The sequence below is a fragment of the Psychrobacter sp. 1Y10 genome, assembly GCF_052259005.1.
GTDB lineage: Bacteria > Pseudomonadota > Gammaproteobacteria > Pseudomonadales > Moraxellaceae > Psychrobacter > Psychrobacter saeujeotis.
Genome location: NZ_JBQQES010000006.1, coordinates 147,829 through 165,404, shown reverse-complemented (window position 1 = coordinate 165,404; position 17,576 = coordinate 147,829). Strand labels below are relative to the sequence as shown.

The following is a 17,576-nucleotide window of genomic DNA, read 5'->3' as shown; positions in this document are numbered from 1 at the left end:
GGAGTATTAATTCTGAATATAAGCTCTATAACGGCGTCTTGTAAATCAAGACGCCGTTGTTGTTTTTGTCAGTTCATATTTTAAGTTACAGTAATGAGAAGCCATTGCTTGCGCTAATACCAAACAAGTAATATGAGTATTAGAGTCTAGGCGGTAGGTTTTAGATATCAAATCAAGCCAGCTTAACCGTAAAAGGTTGACACGGATGATACACGGACAAGGAGCAAGTTATGTCTGCAATGAAAAAATCGTTAGGGGTAGTCGATATTATCGCTCTAGCATTCGGTGCTATGGTAGGTTGGGGCTGGGTCGTTTTGGCTAGTGGTTGGGTAGTCTCAGCTGGGACGTGGGGCGCTATCACCGCGTTCTTAGTCGGTGGACTTGCGGTCGTTATGATCGGTGTGACCTATGCTGAGCTGACCTCATCCATGCCGATTACAGGGGGTGAGCACACTTATACCCACCGTGCTTTAGGGGTTAATGTCTCCTTTATATGCTCTTGGAGTATGCTCTTTGGTTATTTGTCGGTCGTGGCTTTTGAAGCCGTTGCTCTACCTACCGTGGTAGAGTATTTGATACCGAATTATAATCAAGGGTATTTATGGAATGTAGCAGGGTGGGATGTCTATGCGACATGGGCAGGCGTCGGTATGGCAGGCTCTGTTTTAGTGACTTGGCTGAACACACGTGGTATGGAAGTCAGTGCTTGGTTTCAAAAAACAGCAGTGGCTGGTATTTTGATTGTTGGTGTTCTATTGTTTATAGGGGCACTGCTCTTCAATCCTGAAACGACAAACACTGAGTTGTCGCCTGCGTTCATTGGTGGTATTGGCGGTATTATGGCCGTTATCGTAATGGTTCCCTTTATGTTTGTAGGTTTTGATGTTATCCCGCAGGCAGCAGAAGAGATGAACTTAACCCGTCCAAATATCGGTAAATTCTTAATTGTCTCGTTAATTGTCGCGGTGATTTGGTATGTTGCGGTCATTTGGAGTGTAGGCGTGACGCTACCGTTGGCGCTAGCTGAAACATCCTCTTTAGGCACTGCTGATGCAATGGAGACCGCATGGCAAGGCAAATGGGCAGGTGTCTTACTGGTCATCGGTGGTGTACTTGGTATTATGTCGAGCTGGAATGCCTTCTTGATTGGTGGTAGCCGTTTACTTTATGCGATGTCTAAAGCTCATATGCTGCCAGCCTTCTTGGGTAAACTGCATCCTAAGCATAAGACACCAATCAATGCAATCTTACTTATCGGTGGACTTGCTACGCTTGCACCATTATTTGGTCGTAAGATGCTAGTATGGATCGTTACAGCGGGTGGTTTCGGTGTCGTCATTGCTTATACCTTAGTAGCAGTATCGTTTTTGGTATTGCGTTATCGCGAGCCTAATATGGTACGTCCGTTTAAGATTCCAGCAGGCAAAGTTGTCGGTATGATTACTATTATTCTCAGTTTGGGCTTGTTTGTATTATATCTACCCGGAATGCCATCGGCACTCTCTGGAATTGAATGGTCAATATTCGTCGGCTGGACCATATTAGGTATCATTTTCTTCACTTATGAGTCGATCAAAAATCCAGGCAAGAGCAAAGTGGTCATGGCAGCTGAGTTAGAAGAGTTAAAGATTGTCAATCAGCAGTGGTTACAAGAGAATCCTTACAAGAAATAAGTTTGTTACGGTTCTAATTGCAAGAAAGCCTAACATCAAATGTTAGGCTTTTTGTTTGTATAAACAATGACTCTATTAATTACGATTTATCACGAATCAACTTATAGTTTAAAAACTCAGTGATACCAAGGGTGCCAAGCTCACGACCAAACCCTGAGCGTTTGACACCGCCAAATGGGGTGTTGGCTTCAGAGCCAGACGGTGAATTAATCGTTACCATACCCACTTCTAGTTGTTCAGCGATCTGTGCTGCTAGAGCCGAATCTTGGGTCTGAATGGACGCGCCAAGACCAAACGGAACATCATTGGCAATTTTGATAGCATGAGCGATATCACGGGCTTTATAGATGACCGCGACAGGACCAAATAGCTCCTCGCGATAAACATCCATCGAATCATCAACGTCTGTCAGTACAGCAGGGGCAAACCAAGCGCCAGGCTTATCTTTAACCATGCCGCCTTCAACAAGCACAGTTGCACCTGCTTTAATAGCGCCATCTAACTGCTCTTGCAAATTCTGCGCTGCACTTTTTGATGACATCGGTCCAATGAAAGTTTTTTCATTATGCGGATCCGCTAGGCTCATTCCACGTACCGCGTCGGTAAAGCCTTTAACAAACTGATCATATACGCTATCAACGACAATTAAGCGTTTGGCTGCATTACAAGCTTGGCCGGTGTTACCAAAACGACCCTCAATAGCTCCTTCAACAGCTTGCTCAATATCAGCATCTGCTGCCACAATAAAGGCATCAGAACCACCAAGCTCTAAAACGACCTTTTTAAGCGCGCCGCCCGCTATTTTTGCAACTGCTTGTCCTGCGCGCTCAGAGCCTGTTAATGAGACGCCTTGGACTTTACTGTCTTCAATAATGGTCGCCGCTTGCTCATTGGTAGCAAAGACATTGTTATACACACCATCAGGCAGGCCTGCGTCTTTTAGGATATCAACGATGACTTCTGCGGTATTCGGGCACTGGGGCGCATGCTTTAGAATAATGGTATTGCCTGCCATGACGTTCGGCGCGACAAAACGTGCGACCTGATAATGAGGGTAATTCCACGGCATAATGCCAAATAATGTACCAACTGGCAACTTTTCTACAGACGCTGAACCTTGATCAACATCGATCGTATTCGGTGCCAATAGTTGCTCAGCATTGTCTGCATAGTAGCGATAAATTTCAGCGACCAAGCCGATCTCACCTTTTGCTTGCCCAACAGGTTTACCCATCTCATTGGCAACGATACGTGCAAGCTCATCTTGACGATCAATATAGATGTCAGCGACTTTATTCATTATCGCACTACGTTCGCTAAGAGAGGTTTTTTGCCACTCTTGATAAGCATTGTCTGCTTGTTCAATAGCATGCTGAATATCTTGCTCAGTCGCTGTTGGGTAGGTGGCTTCGATTTCACCAGTCGCGGGGTTGCTAACTTGATAGTCGCTCATAAATATTCCTTTGGTTAAAATCCATATTGATTATTATTCAAACAATTAACGTTTAAAATTTAATTTTACACCACTTATAAGTGTTCTGATAAATGGTAAAGCCCATTACAGTAACATATTAAACTGTATGAATAGCATAATGTCTTTAGTAAAATTACTATTGTTTAAGCGTTAGCGTTTAAGGGCTGGTTGCTGCTGGGTAATACAATGAATATTACCGCCTCCAAAAACAATCTCTTTTGTCTGTACTCCCACTACCTGATGACGAGGAAAGATTTTTTCAAGCTGTTCAATGGCCAAACTGTCGTTAATATCATCATATTGCGGGACAATGATGGCCTCATTACAGATTAAGAAGTTGGCATACGAGGCAATACATACATCACCTGTATGGCGCGCTTTGGCATCATCAGACTGTACTATATCGTAGTTTTCAGGCAACGTAACTGGCTTTTGGGTACAGCAAAGCTTATGAACTGTTAGACGTCGGCCTTTAGCATCTTTCATGTTTGAGAGTTGTTTATAGGCTTTTTGAGTGGCCTCAAAAAACGGATGGTTGGGGTCATCGGTAAACAAGCAAACCACCTCACCCGGACGAGAAAAGCAGGCGATATCATCAATGTGTCCTGTGGTTTCTTCAGGATCGATACCATCATCAATCCAGAGCACCTTTTGGGTATTAAGATAAGTGTTCAGCTTGTCCTCGATTTGAGTTTCGTTAAGATGGGGATTACGGCCAGGACTGAGCAAGCACATACGTGTGGTCAATACTGTGCCTTCACCATCGACATGAAACGCGCCACCTTCCAGCACAAAATCTTCGGTACGGTAGCGTTCGATATTCAAATAATCGCATAGACGTGCAGCTAACTTATCATCGTCATCCCAAGGCGCATAAAGGCCATCGTAGTCTCCGCCCCACGCATTAAACGTCCAATCACAGCCGCGTAGCTCACCTGCATCATTGATTAAAAATGTCGGTACGATGTCCCGCGCCCACGCATCATTGCTCGGCATGGAGATGACGTCAATATCAGCTGGCAAACTATCACGACAAGCTTGGTAGTCATTAGGGTTGACTAAAACTGCAACCTTACAATAGGGCTTAATAGCCATTGCCACCGCTTTGTAAGCTGCTTTGGCAGGGACCGCCTTTTGACGCCAGTTGTCTTCTCGATAAGGCCAGATCATCCACACTTGCTGTAAGGGCTCAAACTCGGCTGGCATATAAAAACCGTCGTCTATCGGAGTTGAGTCTTGAATGAGTTCAGACATATAAGTCACCTTGTTAGCAGTAATCTTTTAAGAAACAATTTTGTATAACCTATCTCAGTCACAGTTTGACATTACGTGCAGCTTAGCCATGAGTCAGTAACGTGCCATACATAGAAGGACGGCGATCACGAAAAACGCCCCATTCTTGGCGTTCACGAGCAAGTTTGTCTAAATCAAAGGTGGCGCTGATGACTTCATTATTATCTGCTGATGCTTCTTGAGCTATCTCGCCTCGGCCATCAGTGATGAATGAGCCACCATAAAACGACATCACGCTATCAGCACCATTTTGTGTGACGGTCTCAGAGCCAATACGATTAGATGCAACCACTGGCATTAGGTTGGCTGCTGCATGTCCTTGCATACAGCGCTGCCAATGCCCCTTTGATTCGATATCTAGTGTTGGCTCATCCCCAATAGCGGTTGGGTAAAATAATATTTCAGCACCCATCAATGCCATGCTACGCGCGCATTCAGGGAACCACTGATCCCAGCAAATTCCGACCCCAATTTTGGCGTACTTGGTTTGCCACACCTTAAAGCCAGTATCGCCTGGGGTAAAGTAGAACTTTTCAGCATAGGGAATGCCATCTGGTATATGCGTCTTACGATAGGTGCCAAGTATCTCGCCATCGGCATCAATTATGGTGATACTATTAAAAAACGTATTGCCCGACTTTTCATAGAAGCTAATCGGTAAGACCACTTCTAGCTCTTTGGCCAATTTTTTGAAATGAGTGATGGCAGCATTATCTGCGACAGAGGTGGCAAGTTTAAAATAATCAAAATCATGAACTTGGCAAAAGTAGGGCGTCTCGAACAACTCTTGGAGTAAGATAATATTGGCACCGTCCTTAGCTGCTTTGGTAACCAAGTCAGTTGCCGTATCTATGTTTTGTTGAATATCCCAACCACAAGCCATCTGTGTGGCAGCAACAGTTACAGTACGCATAATCTAATTCCTTTTATATATTAGCTAAGAAGTAAGGTCGGACAAAAAAACCATATTAAATAGTTGATAATGGACAATGACCAAACGGTAATTGCCCATAGTATAACGGTCTGATAACAACACTATGCTATATCTAGGCCATCATAAACCCTAAGCCTAAGAAGGTTGCGACAGACAGTACCGCACCTAGCATAGCGTAAGGGAACTGTGTAAAGGCATGCTGCATCGGTGAACACCCAGCGCCTTGTGCTGCTAGTAATGATGAATCACTAAAGAAACAAGCATGACTACCAAATGAAGAGGCAGATAACAAGGCACCAATCATAAGTGGCGTACTAACCCCCAGCGCCATAGAGATTGGGAAGACAATTGGCATCGCTAAGACATATAGACCCCAGCTTGACGACGTTGCAAATGTTAAAAAAGCCATGACTGCAAAAATGACAGCAGGGAAGATGATAATGGTCATATATGGTGTGATGGATTCAATGACATACATAGTCATGCCAAGCTCATCGTTGATGGCTTTTAGAAAAAAGCCTCCAATTACAGTTGAGAGTGGGTATAACATGACCTTAAAGCCTTTAAAAATAGCTTCAACTTGGGTCTCAAAGCTCAAAATTCCTTGTACCCAATATACAAGAACCGTCACAAAGCACGTCAATAACGCGCCTCTTAATAAATCAATTTCAAAGTAGATGGTTGAGACGATCAATAAGATCATAGGAAAAGCAAAATTTAAGATATTGGCTTTAAATGATAACTTGCGTTTGGCTTTGACGTTTGAGATTAACTGCTCCTCTACAAAGGCTTCAGGAACAGGGTTACCAGCTTGTGCACGTTTTTCAGCCTTTTTCATTGGTCCCCAGTTGCCAAATATACCAGTTGCAACCAAGAATACGATAATAAGGGCAAACCAAGCATACGCCATATAAGGAATAGCACTGATATAAAGCCCTAAACCAGCGCCGTCTCCTGCGACGTTATTCTCTTCCAACAAGCCTGCAAAGTAGACAGCCCAAGTAGAAATAGGAACAATAACACACATGGGCGCCGCTGTAGAATCGACGATATAAGCCAGTTTTTCACGTGATACGCCATACGCATCTGTGAGTTTTTTGACAGAAGTCGATACGGCCAGACAGTTGAGATAGTCATCAATAAAAACCACAATACCCAAAGCAAAGGTAGCCAAAAGTGACTGTCTACGTGATTTGATGATCTTTTGTAGCCATTCACTAAAGCCATCTAGACAACCGCTGATCTCAAGCAGTTGAATAAGCCCGCCCATAAGACCACACACCAAAACGATCCAGATAATCGTCTCATTACCTAGAACCATGGAGATATTGTCGGCGAAGGGGGAGACCAGATCAAAAGGATTGAGCATGACCAGGCCGGCGACACAGCCTGCTATCATTGATTCAAACGGGCGTCTTGAGACAATAGCAGTGATTAAGACTAGTAGCGTTGGTAATAATGATAATGCACCCCAAGATTCTGATGCATCTCGAGTACTTGAAAGCCAGACAAAGGCAAGATAGATAGCTATGCCTACTACCACCGTTAAGAACACTCGTTTGTTATGAAACAGTCCTTCAACAGCGTCGTTGAGCTTCATATTCATGGTTACACTCCTTGTAAAACCTCATTTTTTATAGAACAAAATATGCTCTTTAATTTATGCTTGATAACAGTTATGAATTTACTGGTATCAAGCTCATCACAACACTCCTTTGCTGTGATGGTGTAATGTAACAACGATCCTCAAAAAATTTAAAAAATGAACTATTATCTATTAATTTATCTTATTGGTCTACATGCCAGTACGATCTTTTAAGGCATACCACCATGATCCCATCATCGAATAAGGTACTCTTAATGCACGGCCCCCTGGGAAAGGTATCCATGGTATCTTGGTAAACGTATCAAACTCTGCAGTCTTGCCATTGATAGCATCGGCGAGTATCTGTCCAAATAGATGCGATCCTGTCACGCCATGACCACTATAGCCATGCGCGAAAAATACGCGATCATGTAATTTACCCAGCTGGGGCACACGAGAAAAAGACAAGGCAAAGTTACCACTCCACGCGTAGTCTATTTTGACATCGCGCAATTCTGGAAATATCTTATTCATATTGGGTCTGATTTTAGCTGTAATGTCAGATGGGTCTTGACCACCGTAGACGGTACCACCACCGAATAACATACGCTTATCAGCAGAAAGACGGTAATAATCCAGAATATAGCGCACATCTTCAACACAAACATCGGTTGGAAGCAGTTGGTCTGCCAAATCACCCAAAGGTTCGGTCGCGATGATTTGCGTTGATACTGGCATGACGCGATCCGTCAGTTTTGGAATGACTTTATTTAGATAAGCATTGCCGCAAATTACAGCCTGCTTACAAGTCACTGTGCCAAATTCAGTGATGATTTTGATAGAGTCATCGAAGTATTCAATATCAACGACCAACGTATTTTCATAGATGGTACCGCCGCCTTGTTCGACAGCAGCGGCTTCACCGAGTGCTAGATTGAGTGGGTGAAAGTGCCCGCCTGAATGATCAATGACACCGCCCACATAAGCATCTGTTTTTATGTGTTCTTGAATGCCAGACTTGTCCAACATTTCTCGATCATGCATGCCATGGCTTTCCCACAATGCATGCGTTTCTTGTAAGTCCCTTAGTTGTCCATTGTTTAGAGCTGCAAAGATGTTTTTTTCTTTTAGATCGCAGTCAATATTGTAATCAGCGATAAAACGACGAATAATTTTGCCACCGCGAGTCACTAGTTGACCGACGAAGTCTGCGTTTTGTTGACCATAAGATTTTTGAATCTTTTGTAGGCTGGCGTTAAGGCCATTGACGATTTGACCACCATTACGTCCTGATGCGCCCCAGCCGATCTGCGCGCCTTCAATAATGACGACTTCATGATCGGTCTCGATCAGATGTAGGGCGGTTGATAAGCCACTATAGCCACCACCAACCACACAAACCTCCGTTTGAATGTCATTTTTTAGCGTCGGTCTGTCAGGCTTAGGATTACGACTGGCGGCATAATAGCTATCAGGATATTGCCCTTTGTCTGAATAATGCGGAATATTGCGCTTATTATTAGACGGCTTGTTCGGCTGAGCATTTTGCTCCATAGGCGGTGTAACATTGCTATTTGACATATTAAACATCCTGTAAATAGGTGAGGTATTCAAGGTTAGTAACTTGCTGAGCAAAGCGCTTGGCTTCTTGTTTTTTGACAGCGATTAACAGCTCAATCATCTCACTTGGGAACAATGAGTCGATTAAATCACTATTTTCAAACTTACGAATGGCTGATAACCAGTCTAAAGGTAACGTTTTAAGCTCACTATCGTCATAAGTGATACTGTTGATGGGTTCTGGGACTTCAAGCTTGTTTTCAATACCATATAGCATGCCTGCCAAGACTGCACTACAGACCAGATAAGGGTTGGCATCTGCACCAGACACGCGATGCTCAATCCGGCGTGCTTTAGAGTCGCCACCTGGGATACGTACGGCTGCCGTACGGTTTTCATAGCCCCATGAGATATTATTTGGTGCCAGTGTCCCTGGAGTAAAGCGGCGATACGAGTTGACGTGCGGTGCAAATAATATGGTGCAATCTGACATGGTTTTTAGAAGGCCAGCTACCGCATGACGTAGCATATCTGACCCAGCTTCTGAGCCATCATCAAAAACATTGTTGCCATCTTTATCAAGCAGACTACAGTGAACGTGAAAGCCATTACCTGACTGCAAACCAAAAGGCTTTGCCATAAAAGTTGCGGTTAGTTTACGACGTGCAGCGACAGCTTTGACAACCTGTTTAAACAAAATGGCATCGTCTGCAGCTTTTAATGGATCGTCGACATGTAATAAATTGATTTCAAACTGGCCACAACCATTTTCAGCCAAGGCAGCATCAACAGGAATATCAAGCTTTTTACACTGAGCATAGATTTCATCTAAAAATTCATCGAATTGTAGTAAGTCGTTGATACTTAAAATCGATGTTTTATTCAGGCGTAGCCCACTTTTTGGACGAATAGGGGGTTTTGGGGTTTCGCCTTCAGTGTAATCAAGCAGATAAAACTCAAGTTCCGTTGCCATAACTGGCGTGAGTCCAAGCTCTTTGAATTTTTTACTGATGTAATCTAAAACGTGTCTGGCATCACCATAATAAGGCTCGTTGTCTTCGGTATAAAGCCAAACGGGTAGCAAAGATGATGGTGCACTAGTGTTAAGAAGGGGATATGCTGCACGGCCTGTAGGACGAGCAATGGCATCTATATCACCATTGCATTGAGAAGACTCAATGACATCAGCACCCCATATGTCGACGCCTAAGATTGACAAGGGCAAACGGATGCTACCGTTCTGAGCTTTTTCCATTTGACTAAAAGGGATGCGCTTACCACGAAGTAAGCCATTAATATCACCTGCAGCCACATAGACATATTCAGTGTTGTTTGCAGATTCGACCATTCCATTGGTTGTCGTCATGTCTCTAATTCCTATTGATTTTCAAGATTTTTTGAGTTGTTGCTACTAAGCCTTTAGTAGCTGTTGTGTATCACTTTTTTATAAAGGTTATCGAAGATTTCAAATAAAACAGTGACTATAAGTGATGTCATAAATAAAGTTTATTGCCTCGTTACCAGTTACTGCTAAGCACGTTTTATTTATCTTCATCAATAATATTAATGCCTTAGTGTCTTTTTACATCACTATTTATCAATACGCTTAATGGATGAAATGTATCTTTTGTCTTACTGATGTCATTCAATATATGATTGAAATTTATATATGTCAATTACTATTTAAAACTATTAATAAGTAACTTATTATAACCATTATGGATACCGTAGCATTAATAATGAAGTTTATAGTTTACATTTTATGAGCGAGTATGTTAAATTTTAAGCCATTATAAGCTCATCCAATCTGAAGTTTTAGGTTCGGATGTTACATTCAAGGAAGATTGACATGCATACTTTTAGACCTGTAATCGCTATTGTTTCTTGTTATAAGATGGTTGATGGTCAGCCATCACAGTCGGTTTATCAAAAATATATCGATGCTGTGAACTTTTATGGCGGTAATCCTATATTGCTACCAAACACAGCTGCCGATAGTGCAAACTTCGACGCATTATTAGAAATTTTTGATGGTATTTTATTGACGGGTAGCTATAGTAACGTTGCGCCAACCCGTTATGGCGCAACGCATCTTGAAGAAAAACAAGATTTGGGTCGTGATGATCTGAGCTTTAAGTTACTGGCTCATGCAGATAAGACAGGCACACCTTTATTAGCGGTTTGCCGCGGTCTACAAGAGATGAATGTACATTTTGAGGGAACGCTACATCCAGACTGGCGCGAAGTCGAAGGGTTTTATGAGCCGCATCTAGAAGACAGTACAGCGCCTCTTGAGGTACAGTATCAACCTGTACACGATGTCTTAATCCAGCCAGAAGGACGGTTGGCGGAGTTTGGCAAAGAATGGCATGTCAACTCCTTGCATAAGCAAGCCATCAATAAAGTCGGAGAGCGCTTATCTGTGGAAGCTGTAGCACGTGATGGGCTAGTAGAAGCAATCAGCTTAGTACAACATCCATTTATGATTGGTGTACAATGGCACCCTGAGTTAAATTATGCGCAAGATAACTTGTCCAAATTTTTGTTCACGGAATTCATTCAACATGCCAGCAAAAAACTCTCTAGATAACGTTTCAGATACAACCACTTTAGACGATACAGTCGCCGCCGAAAAGGCTCAGACAGCCATGGAGGCGGATGAACGACCAGAAGAAGATATTGGTAAAAAGATTAATCAGCTGCGACTTGCTAAAGGTTATTCACAGCGTAAGCTTGCAAGGCTTGCAGGACTGACTAATACCTCAATCAGTGCTATTGAGCGTAATAAAGTGAGTCCGGCTGTCAATACATTAAAAGCAATTTTAGCGGTGCTAGGCTCTGATTTGACGACTTTTTTTAGTGATGAGTGGAAAGAGCCTAAAGCAAGGGTGGTGGTAACTCCCAAAGATTTGATTGAGCTTAGTGAACCAAATAGCAGGGTATCACTCAAACAGGTATACAACTGCAGCACAACCAAAAACTTGGGGTTTTTGATTGAAACCTATCAGCCCAACAGCTCAACGGAAGAAAAAATCGCTCACGAAGGAGAAGAGATCGGTACGGTCATTGAGGGCAAGATTTTGATTCGTATCGAGGAGACCACATACTTGCTAAATAAAGGGGACAGTTATGTGATTGATACCATGAAGCCGCATACCTTTATCAATCCTAGCGATACGGTGACTCATATAGTGAGTGCGCATACACCAACGACTTATTAGATAAAATGATTATATAGGGTTGCTGCTATACTAAAAAGTAATGCAATTCGTTCTTAACTGTTATTGCTTATAATCGTGTTCCGTTTTACTTTTATCCATTTTACTTTTATTAGTGACGACAGCTTTATCATTAGCAGTCTGTTCTATATTTGCCACTGAGTCGCCAGTTGTTTTTGGCGGCTTTTTTAATAGATTAATCTTTGTATTTATTGTCCTTTTATCATGAGTATCGATAAAAGGAGAATTGGCCACTTTTAGATGCTTTTTGGATCTTTGTAAAGAGTGAGCATCTAACAACGCTTTTTGTTCTTTTTGCAGTGCTTCATACAGACCTTGATAGACTTCAATGGTCTCTTTAATCATTTGGCGCATGGTAAATTTATCTGTCATCTCAGGTCGAGTGACACTTTCTAACTGACTTTTGACAACTTTGCATAGAGCCTGAGCATTATATTTTTTAACCAAGCCCTGCGGGTATAACGGCTGCAAAATCTCACTAAAAGCCGCCTGATCCCAACCAATCACGGGCGTACCTAGATGAATGGCCTGCAGGGCATTAATACCGATAGACTCAGGCTGGTTGGCAAGTGCCATAACGATATTGGCCGCTGATAGCCACTCGCGCATGTCGTTACGTTTACGACCGACATAGGTAATACGTTCGGCCAGACCCAACGTATTGGTGCGTTGACGAAAGTCTTCATGCGCCACATCACCATCTCTATGGTCTTCGTCCATAATGATAGCGTGAATGTTGGGAAATTGTTCTTGCAGATTACCTAAAATATCAATCAGCCATTCTTGTCCATACTCATTACCAATGATAGTCGGAAAAACCAACCATTTCTTGTGTTCAAGCTCTGGATATTCTGCAAAGGTACGGCGCAACCAATATACAGAAGGGTTGTGCCGATACGGATAACGACGCGTATCAACGCCGCGGTAGATACGCTTGATGGACTTTGGATCGATCTCTTCGCGATGTAGACCTTTTCTCAAATAATTCGTCACACTATCTGATACCGTAATAATAGTATCGACATCCAGTAGTGCTTGTGAATATTTATTAATTGAATAAAAACCATACATGGTTGAGACTAGCTTTGGTCGATGTTTTACGCGTGCTCGGCGCAGGGCTAAATGCAATATCCAAGCAGGTGTGCGTGAATGCACATGGATAATATCAGGATTGTATTGTTCGATAAGATGACGTAAAGGGGCAACTTGTAAGATTGATAACCATGATTTTTTATACATATGCAGCTGATGGTATATATTGCCATCTCGCTCTAAACGTTTGACCAAATCGTTATCATCATCGGCACTAGAGACAATAATAGAAGTATGCCCGTTTTTGGCCAAAGCACGTCCAAGATGAAAAATCCCACGTTCGGATTCATCATGCTTCAAGGACGACAGTAAGCGCATAACTTTCATAATAGCGTGGGCCACCAGTTAGGATATCAAGCTGCTATTGTCAGTTAAAAATGCTGAAAACTCAACCATGAAGACCGATTAGAGATGACAAATCACCATGCTGGCTCAAGTTTCTACAGTCTAAAGAATTGATAAGTGGCTAACGACGCTTTTGCAAGTGTTCAGCATTGGGCAATATTTGCTTTTCGCTTAAGTATTTCCAATAGCGCTGCGGTAAATACTGTCTGTGCAAACGAGGGTTTTTGCGCTCTTTAATGTTGACGTTGGTAAAGTAACCTTGCCAAAATTTTTGATAGCGCTGTTCGTCCTCACTATGAATACTGGCAGGATGACGAAGGACTGCCTCATCAAGCTCAGTGATGGTTTGTAGGGCAGCGGGGCGCGTGGGCGTGCTTTGACTCGTATTATAGTAAATGCCATAGTCACGAGCCAGATCATAGATGGCCCAATGCTGATCTTGATAGCGCTGCCGAAAATGCTCCCCAATCAGCGGTAAGACGTTAAAATCAGGCTCAACACGGGCAAAATAGATGTCACTGGTTGTATGCTCAAAACGCACAAAGGCTTCCATACGGTGCTTTTCACGTCCGACAGACTTTACAGTTTGTACCAGCTCAAGTATGTTCAAGTTACCCAAGTCCTGCATAACATGGCGACTAGGGTAGTCAATAGCATATTTGACTACTTGAAATAAAGTGGTACCAATGTCATCCTTTTCAGACAAAAACCCCCAAAGTAAATTGCGCATACCTGAGCGACCTAATAGCTGGTTTAGTTTTACCAATACACGTTCAGCATTTTCTTCATTAGGCACAACGCTGGTTGCTTGAGCAATCAAAGAAGGTACATAACAGTCTTGGGCAATTAATTGTAGTGCTTCATCGTCTTGTAATTTATTAGCATAAACATAGAAGACAGCACTTAGCCAACCTTCAAAACTTGGCTCGTAAAGTACAATGCTGGGTGTCAATTGACCAACAGAGTACGTGGTGTTTGGGGCCAGCTCTAGCATATACACTCCTTTTAAAACAGTGCCAGTTGCCCACTGCGTTGATCCTTGTACTTAGTCTGCGTCTGCGCCAGTACGTATTGACGAAAGTTGTCACGTGTTAAATGCGCAAGATGCTCGTTTTTACCTGTAGTAGCAATAAAGTATTTGGCACGATTGACCGCAGCGCCCATTTTTTTGAGATGATAAAGCGTCAACTGATTAAACTTACGCGCTTTGACTATTTTTTTGGCGGTTTTGGTGCCGATACCTGGAATGCGTACAATCATCTCGTAGCTTGCTGTTTGAATATTGACAGGAAAATGCTCGCGATGACGGATAGCCCAAGCGAGTTTTGGATCACAGTCTAAATCCAAAAATGGCGACTCAGGCTCAACGATTTCATGCGCGCCAAAACCATAAAAACGCATCAGCCAGTCAGCTTGGTATAGGCGGTTTTCACGCACCATCGGTACTGGCGTGCCGATGGCTGGTAAGCGATTATCAGACAGCATCGGCACGTAACCTGAGTAGTAAACCCGCTTTAAATCATACTGCTTATAAAAATGACTCGATAACTGAATCACTTGTAAGTCAGTCTCATTGCTCGCGCCAACAATCATTTGACTGGTTTGACCTGCTGGAGTGAACTTTGGTGCTTTTTTGTGTGTTTTACGGCTCTCACGTATGGTGATGATCTCTTCTTTTACCGTTTCCATTGGTGCTTTTAGCTCGTCGTGCGACTTTTCTGGCGCAAGCAAAGCCAGACCCGATTTGGTTGGAATTTCAATATTGACGCTGAGACGATCAGCATAAAGCCCTGCTTCTAGTAGCAGCTCTTTTGACGCGCCAGGGATGGTTTTTAGATGAATATAACCGTTAAAGCGCTCACGAGTACGCAGGATTTTAGCGACCTCGACCAGTCGTTCCATCGTATAGTCGCCACTTTTAAAGATACCAGAGCTGAGAAACAGCCCTTCAATATAGTTACGGCGATAAAACTGCATGGTCAGATCAACCACTTCCTCAACACTAAAAGCGGCGCGCGGTGTGTCATTGCTTTTGCGTGAGGTGCAGTACGCGCAGTCATAGATACAATGATTGGTCAGCAAAATTTTAAGCAAACTGACGCAGCGACCGTCTTCGGTATAGCTGTGACAGATTCCTGTCGCAGAAGCGTCACCGAGTCCGCCACCTTGATTTTTACGCGTGCCAGCTGAGGATGAGCAAGAAACATCATACTTAGCAGCGTCCGCTAAGATGTTAAGTTTGCCTTGTAATCGATCGTAATTGATGGTTGCCATAAGTTATAGTGCCCATTCATTAGTAGAGTACTATTTTATCAAAATTAACGCTAAGTCATTGGATTTATAGAAGAATTAGGGGTATAACACGACAGATAGTGTCGTATAAAGAAACAAGAAAAGGTCTTGAACATTCAAGACCTTTTATAAAGTGATGTGTCAAAACAGCATACGCCATAGTAGGATAGATGATTATTGAACTTTAGCGCGTATAATCACAGTCTGCGGCGTATTAGCATCGAGGTTGACTAAGTTCCATTTGAGACCAGAATAATTCTCTTGAACAACGACAGTATTACCAACTTGTTTGATGGTCTGATAGTTGTCACCACCAGTGGTCGCAAACGTCGGTAGCGAGCTGTTTAAAGACACCAGTTTGACGCCGCTTGGTAATGACACCTTTGCATTGATATCACTCACTGGCTGCGCAGTCGTATTGATATAAGTGGTGTGGTATTCAATAACATCACCGGGCGCGACGTGATTGGCCGGTACGGCCATGTCGCGGCCCTCGCTATTTTTTAGAATTTTCATGATTTTAGTTTGCGCGCCAACGATATCGGGTGTGCTAAAAGTTGGTTGTAGTTGTAAGGTATCTAAAGATGTTGCTATAGAGACGACTTGGTTGGTCACTGCTTGGCTAGTAACAGTTTGATTAATGGTTGGCTGGGCGCTAGTTGTTTGATTCAACACTGGCATCTCATTACTAGTAGCAACAGGCAGTACTTGGGCTACTGTATTTACAGGAGTGGTTAGGACACCTGCTTGAGTAACTTGTTTGGTCACTGGTATGGTATTAAGAGGTAGCGTATCAACTGGAACTGTCGTGATCGTTGTACTGCCCTGAGTGGTGCCTTGATGAATAGTATAGCGTGGCACATTGGAGATTTGAGCGACTGAAAACGGTAGACCGTCTTGCATCGTAATACCATTAGGCGTCGCAGTAATGGTCGCGTTTTTGCCATTAGAGTGCTGCTCGACCACAGTAGTATTGCCAGTAGTAGGCTGACCAATAGCAATTTTAGAAGCAGCATTTGCCATAGAAGTAGCAAGAACACAACCAATCAATATGCTAAAAAGAGTTACTCTCATGTATACGAACTGATTTTTGTTAAGTGTTTTTGGCGCACTAATATTCATGGTCATGACAGAGTCCTTTCAGATGATAGTAAATAAAGCTAAGATAAGTATTATATAAATAGAAAAAACCCTTGTAAGCTAACACTGTAGACCGTGTCAACCCACAAGGGTGGAAATCTTAATGGCAACCGCCAGCTTGACAGATACCAATCACAGGATAAGTATTAATTTGAATCCAAACAATTATGCACTAAAAAAATATCAGTAGAAAAGCACAATTGTGTAATTTACAAAAGCTAAATAGCTGTCAAAGGACTCTATAGTCAGTAGCTAATAAACAATAATTCCAAGTCTCTATACTAACCATAAATGACTTTCATTACTTCATATTCAACCACACCTTTTGGCGTTTCAATACGAGCTTCATCGCCTTCAAACTTACCGATTAAGCCACGGGCAATAGGGGAGTTGACAGAGATTTTACCCACTTTAAAATCAGCTTCGTCATCGCCGACGATTTTATAATGTTTTTCTTCTTCAGTATCCATATTTTCAATGACGACAGTGACACCAAACACCACACGACCTTCTTGTTTTAAGGTTGTAGGGTCAATGACTTGAGCTCCGCCAAGCTTGGCTTCGATATCACGGATACGTGCTTCACAAAATCCTTGCTGCTCACGGGCAGCATGATATTCAGCGTTTTCTTTTAAGTCACCATGTTCACGAGCTTCAGCGATAGAAGCAGTAATACGTGGACGGTCGACGCTTTTTAGTTGTTTTAATTCGGCTTCTAAGGCGGCATGCCCTTGTGGAGTCATAGGGTAACGTTGCATGGTTTTTTTCCTTAAACCAATAACATCACACCACCTCATAATGAGATGGTGTCGATGTTATTACAATAAATGTGAAATATAAAAAAGATGGTTTTTGTGTTGTTCAATCTTTAAAACGTTAAGGATTCAACAATTGATTTGGTATCTTACAATAAACTTACGTGATAAAAAGCATAGTCGCAATTAAGCCA

At 42.6% G+C, this 17,576-nt stretch carries 14 protein-coding genes; 3 read left to right on the top strand and 11 right to left on the bottom strand.

The window, feature by feature from the left end; all coding sequences use genetic code 11:
• The first annotated feature begins 230 nt into the window (after window positions 1-230).
• A complete protein-coding gene (locus tag ACTXGH_RS09485; RefSeq protein WP_439261020.1) occupies window positions 231-1,673 on the top strand; it encodes an APC family permease in 1,443 nt (480 codons plus the stop codon).
• A gap of 79 nt (window positions 1,674-1,752) precedes the next feature.
• Here the strand turns inward: ACTXGH_RS09485 and ACTXGH_RS09480 are convergent, their stop codons facing one another.
• The 6 genes from ACTXGH_RS09480 to ACTXGH_RS09455 all read right to left on the bottom strand — a co-directional run bounded on the left by ACTXGH_RS09480 (window position 1,753) and on the right by ACTXGH_RS09455 (window position 9,885).
• Window positions 1,753-3,126 carry an NAD-dependent succinate-semialdehyde dehydrogenase gene (locus ACTXGH_RS09480; protein WP_439261019.1) on the bottom strand — a complete coding sequence of 458 codons (1,374 nt, stop codon included), beginning with the start codon at window positions 3,124-3,126 and terminating at the stop codon, window positions 1,753-1,755.
• 171 nt (window positions 3,127-3,297) lie between these two features.
• A complete protein-coding gene (aguA, locus tag ACTXGH_RS09475; RefSeq protein WP_439296710.1) occupies window positions 3,298-4,401 on the bottom strand; it encodes an agmatine deiminase in 1,104 nt (367 codons plus the stop codon).
• Between the two features lie 82 nt (window positions 4,402-4,483).
• Window positions 4,484-5,353 (bottom strand): N-carbamoylputrescine amidase, encoded by an 870-nt coding sequence (gene aguB, locus ACTXGH_RS09470; protein WP_439261017.1) that lies wholly within the window; start codon window positions 5,351-5,353, stop codon window positions 4,484-4,486.
• A 133-nt stretch (window positions 5,354-5,486) separates the two neighbouring features.
• A complete protein-coding gene (locus ACTXGH_RS09465) occupies window positions 5,487-6,980 on the bottom strand; it encodes a Na+/H+ antiporter NhaC family protein (protein WP_439261016.1) in 1,494 nt (497 codons plus the stop codon).
• A 189-nt stretch (window positions 6,981-7,169) separates the two neighbouring features.
• Entirely contained in the window at window positions 7,170-8,540 is a 1,371-nt protein-coding gene (locus ACTXGH_RS09460) for an NAD(P)/FAD-dependent oxidoreductase (RefSeq protein ID WP_439296712.1), read from the bottom strand.
• Between the two features lies 1 nt (window position 8,541).
• On the bottom strand, window positions 8,542-9,885 hold the full coding sequence (locus ACTXGH_RS09455) for a glutamine synthetase family protein (protein ID WP_439261014.1): 1,344 nt from the start codon (window positions 9,883-9,885) through the stop codon (window positions 8,542-8,544).
• 483 nt (window positions 9,886-10,368) lie between these two features.
• Here ACTXGH_RS09455 and ACTXGH_RS09450 point away from each other — a divergent pair, with 483 nt between their 5' ends.
• Together ACTXGH_RS09450 and ACTXGH_RS09445 are read left to right on the top strand one after the other, a co-directional pair.
• Entirely contained in the window at window positions 10,369-11,109 is a 741-nt protein-coding gene (locus ACTXGH_RS09450) for a gamma-glutamyl-gamma-aminobutyrate hydrolase family protein (RefSeq protein WP_439261013.1), read from the top strand.
• Complete coding sequence (locus ACTXGH_RS09445) at window positions 11,084-11,740, top strand: cupin domain-containing protein (RefSeq protein WP_439261012.1); 657 nt, start codon at window positions 11,084-11,086, stop codon at window positions 11,738-11,740. Before ACTXGH_RS09450 ends, ACTXGH_RS09445 begins: the two co-directional genes overlap by 26 nt.
• A 60-nt stretch (window positions 11,741-11,800) precedes the next feature.
• Here ACTXGH_RS09445 and ACTXGH_RS09440 read toward each other — a convergent pair whose 3' ends face one another.
• The 5 genes from ACTXGH_RS09440 to greA form a co-directional block, all read right to left on the bottom strand.
• Window positions 11,801-13,177, bottom strand: coding sequence for a glycosyltransferase (locus ACTXGH_RS09440; RefSeq protein WP_439296714.1), 1,377 nt, complete (start codon window positions 13,175-13,177; stop codon window positions 11,801-11,803).
• Window positions 13,178-13,316: 139 nt separating this feature from the next.
• Window positions 13,317-14,189 (bottom strand): TIGR03915 family putative DNA repair protein, encoded by an 873-nt coding sequence (locus ACTXGH_RS09435; RefSeq protein WP_439296715.1) that lies wholly within the window; start codon window positions 14,187-14,189, stop codon window positions 13,317-13,319.
• Between the two features lie 11 nt (window positions 14,190-14,200).
• Window positions 14,201-15,469, bottom strand: coding sequence for a putative DNA modification/repair radical SAM protein (locus ACTXGH_RS09430; protein ID WP_439296717.1), 1,269 nt, complete (start codon window positions 15,467-15,469; stop codon window positions 14,201-14,203).
• A gap of 192 nt (window positions 15,470-15,661) precedes the next feature.
• The gene (locus ACTXGH_RS09425) at window positions 15,662-16,615 is read right to left on the bottom strand and encodes a hypothetical protein (protein WP_439296718.1); all 954 of its coding nucleotides are present in this window, start codon (window positions 16,613-16,615) and stop codon (window positions 15,662-15,664) included.
• 293 nt (window positions 16,616-16,908) lie between these two features.
• Window positions 16,909-17,385 (bottom strand): transcription elongation factor GreA, encoded by a 477-nt coding sequence (gene greA / locus ACTXGH_RS09420; protein WP_299219453.1) that lies wholly within the window; start codon window positions 17,383-17,385, stop codon window positions 16,909-16,911.
• Window positions 17,386-17,576 lie beyond the last annotated feature (191 nt).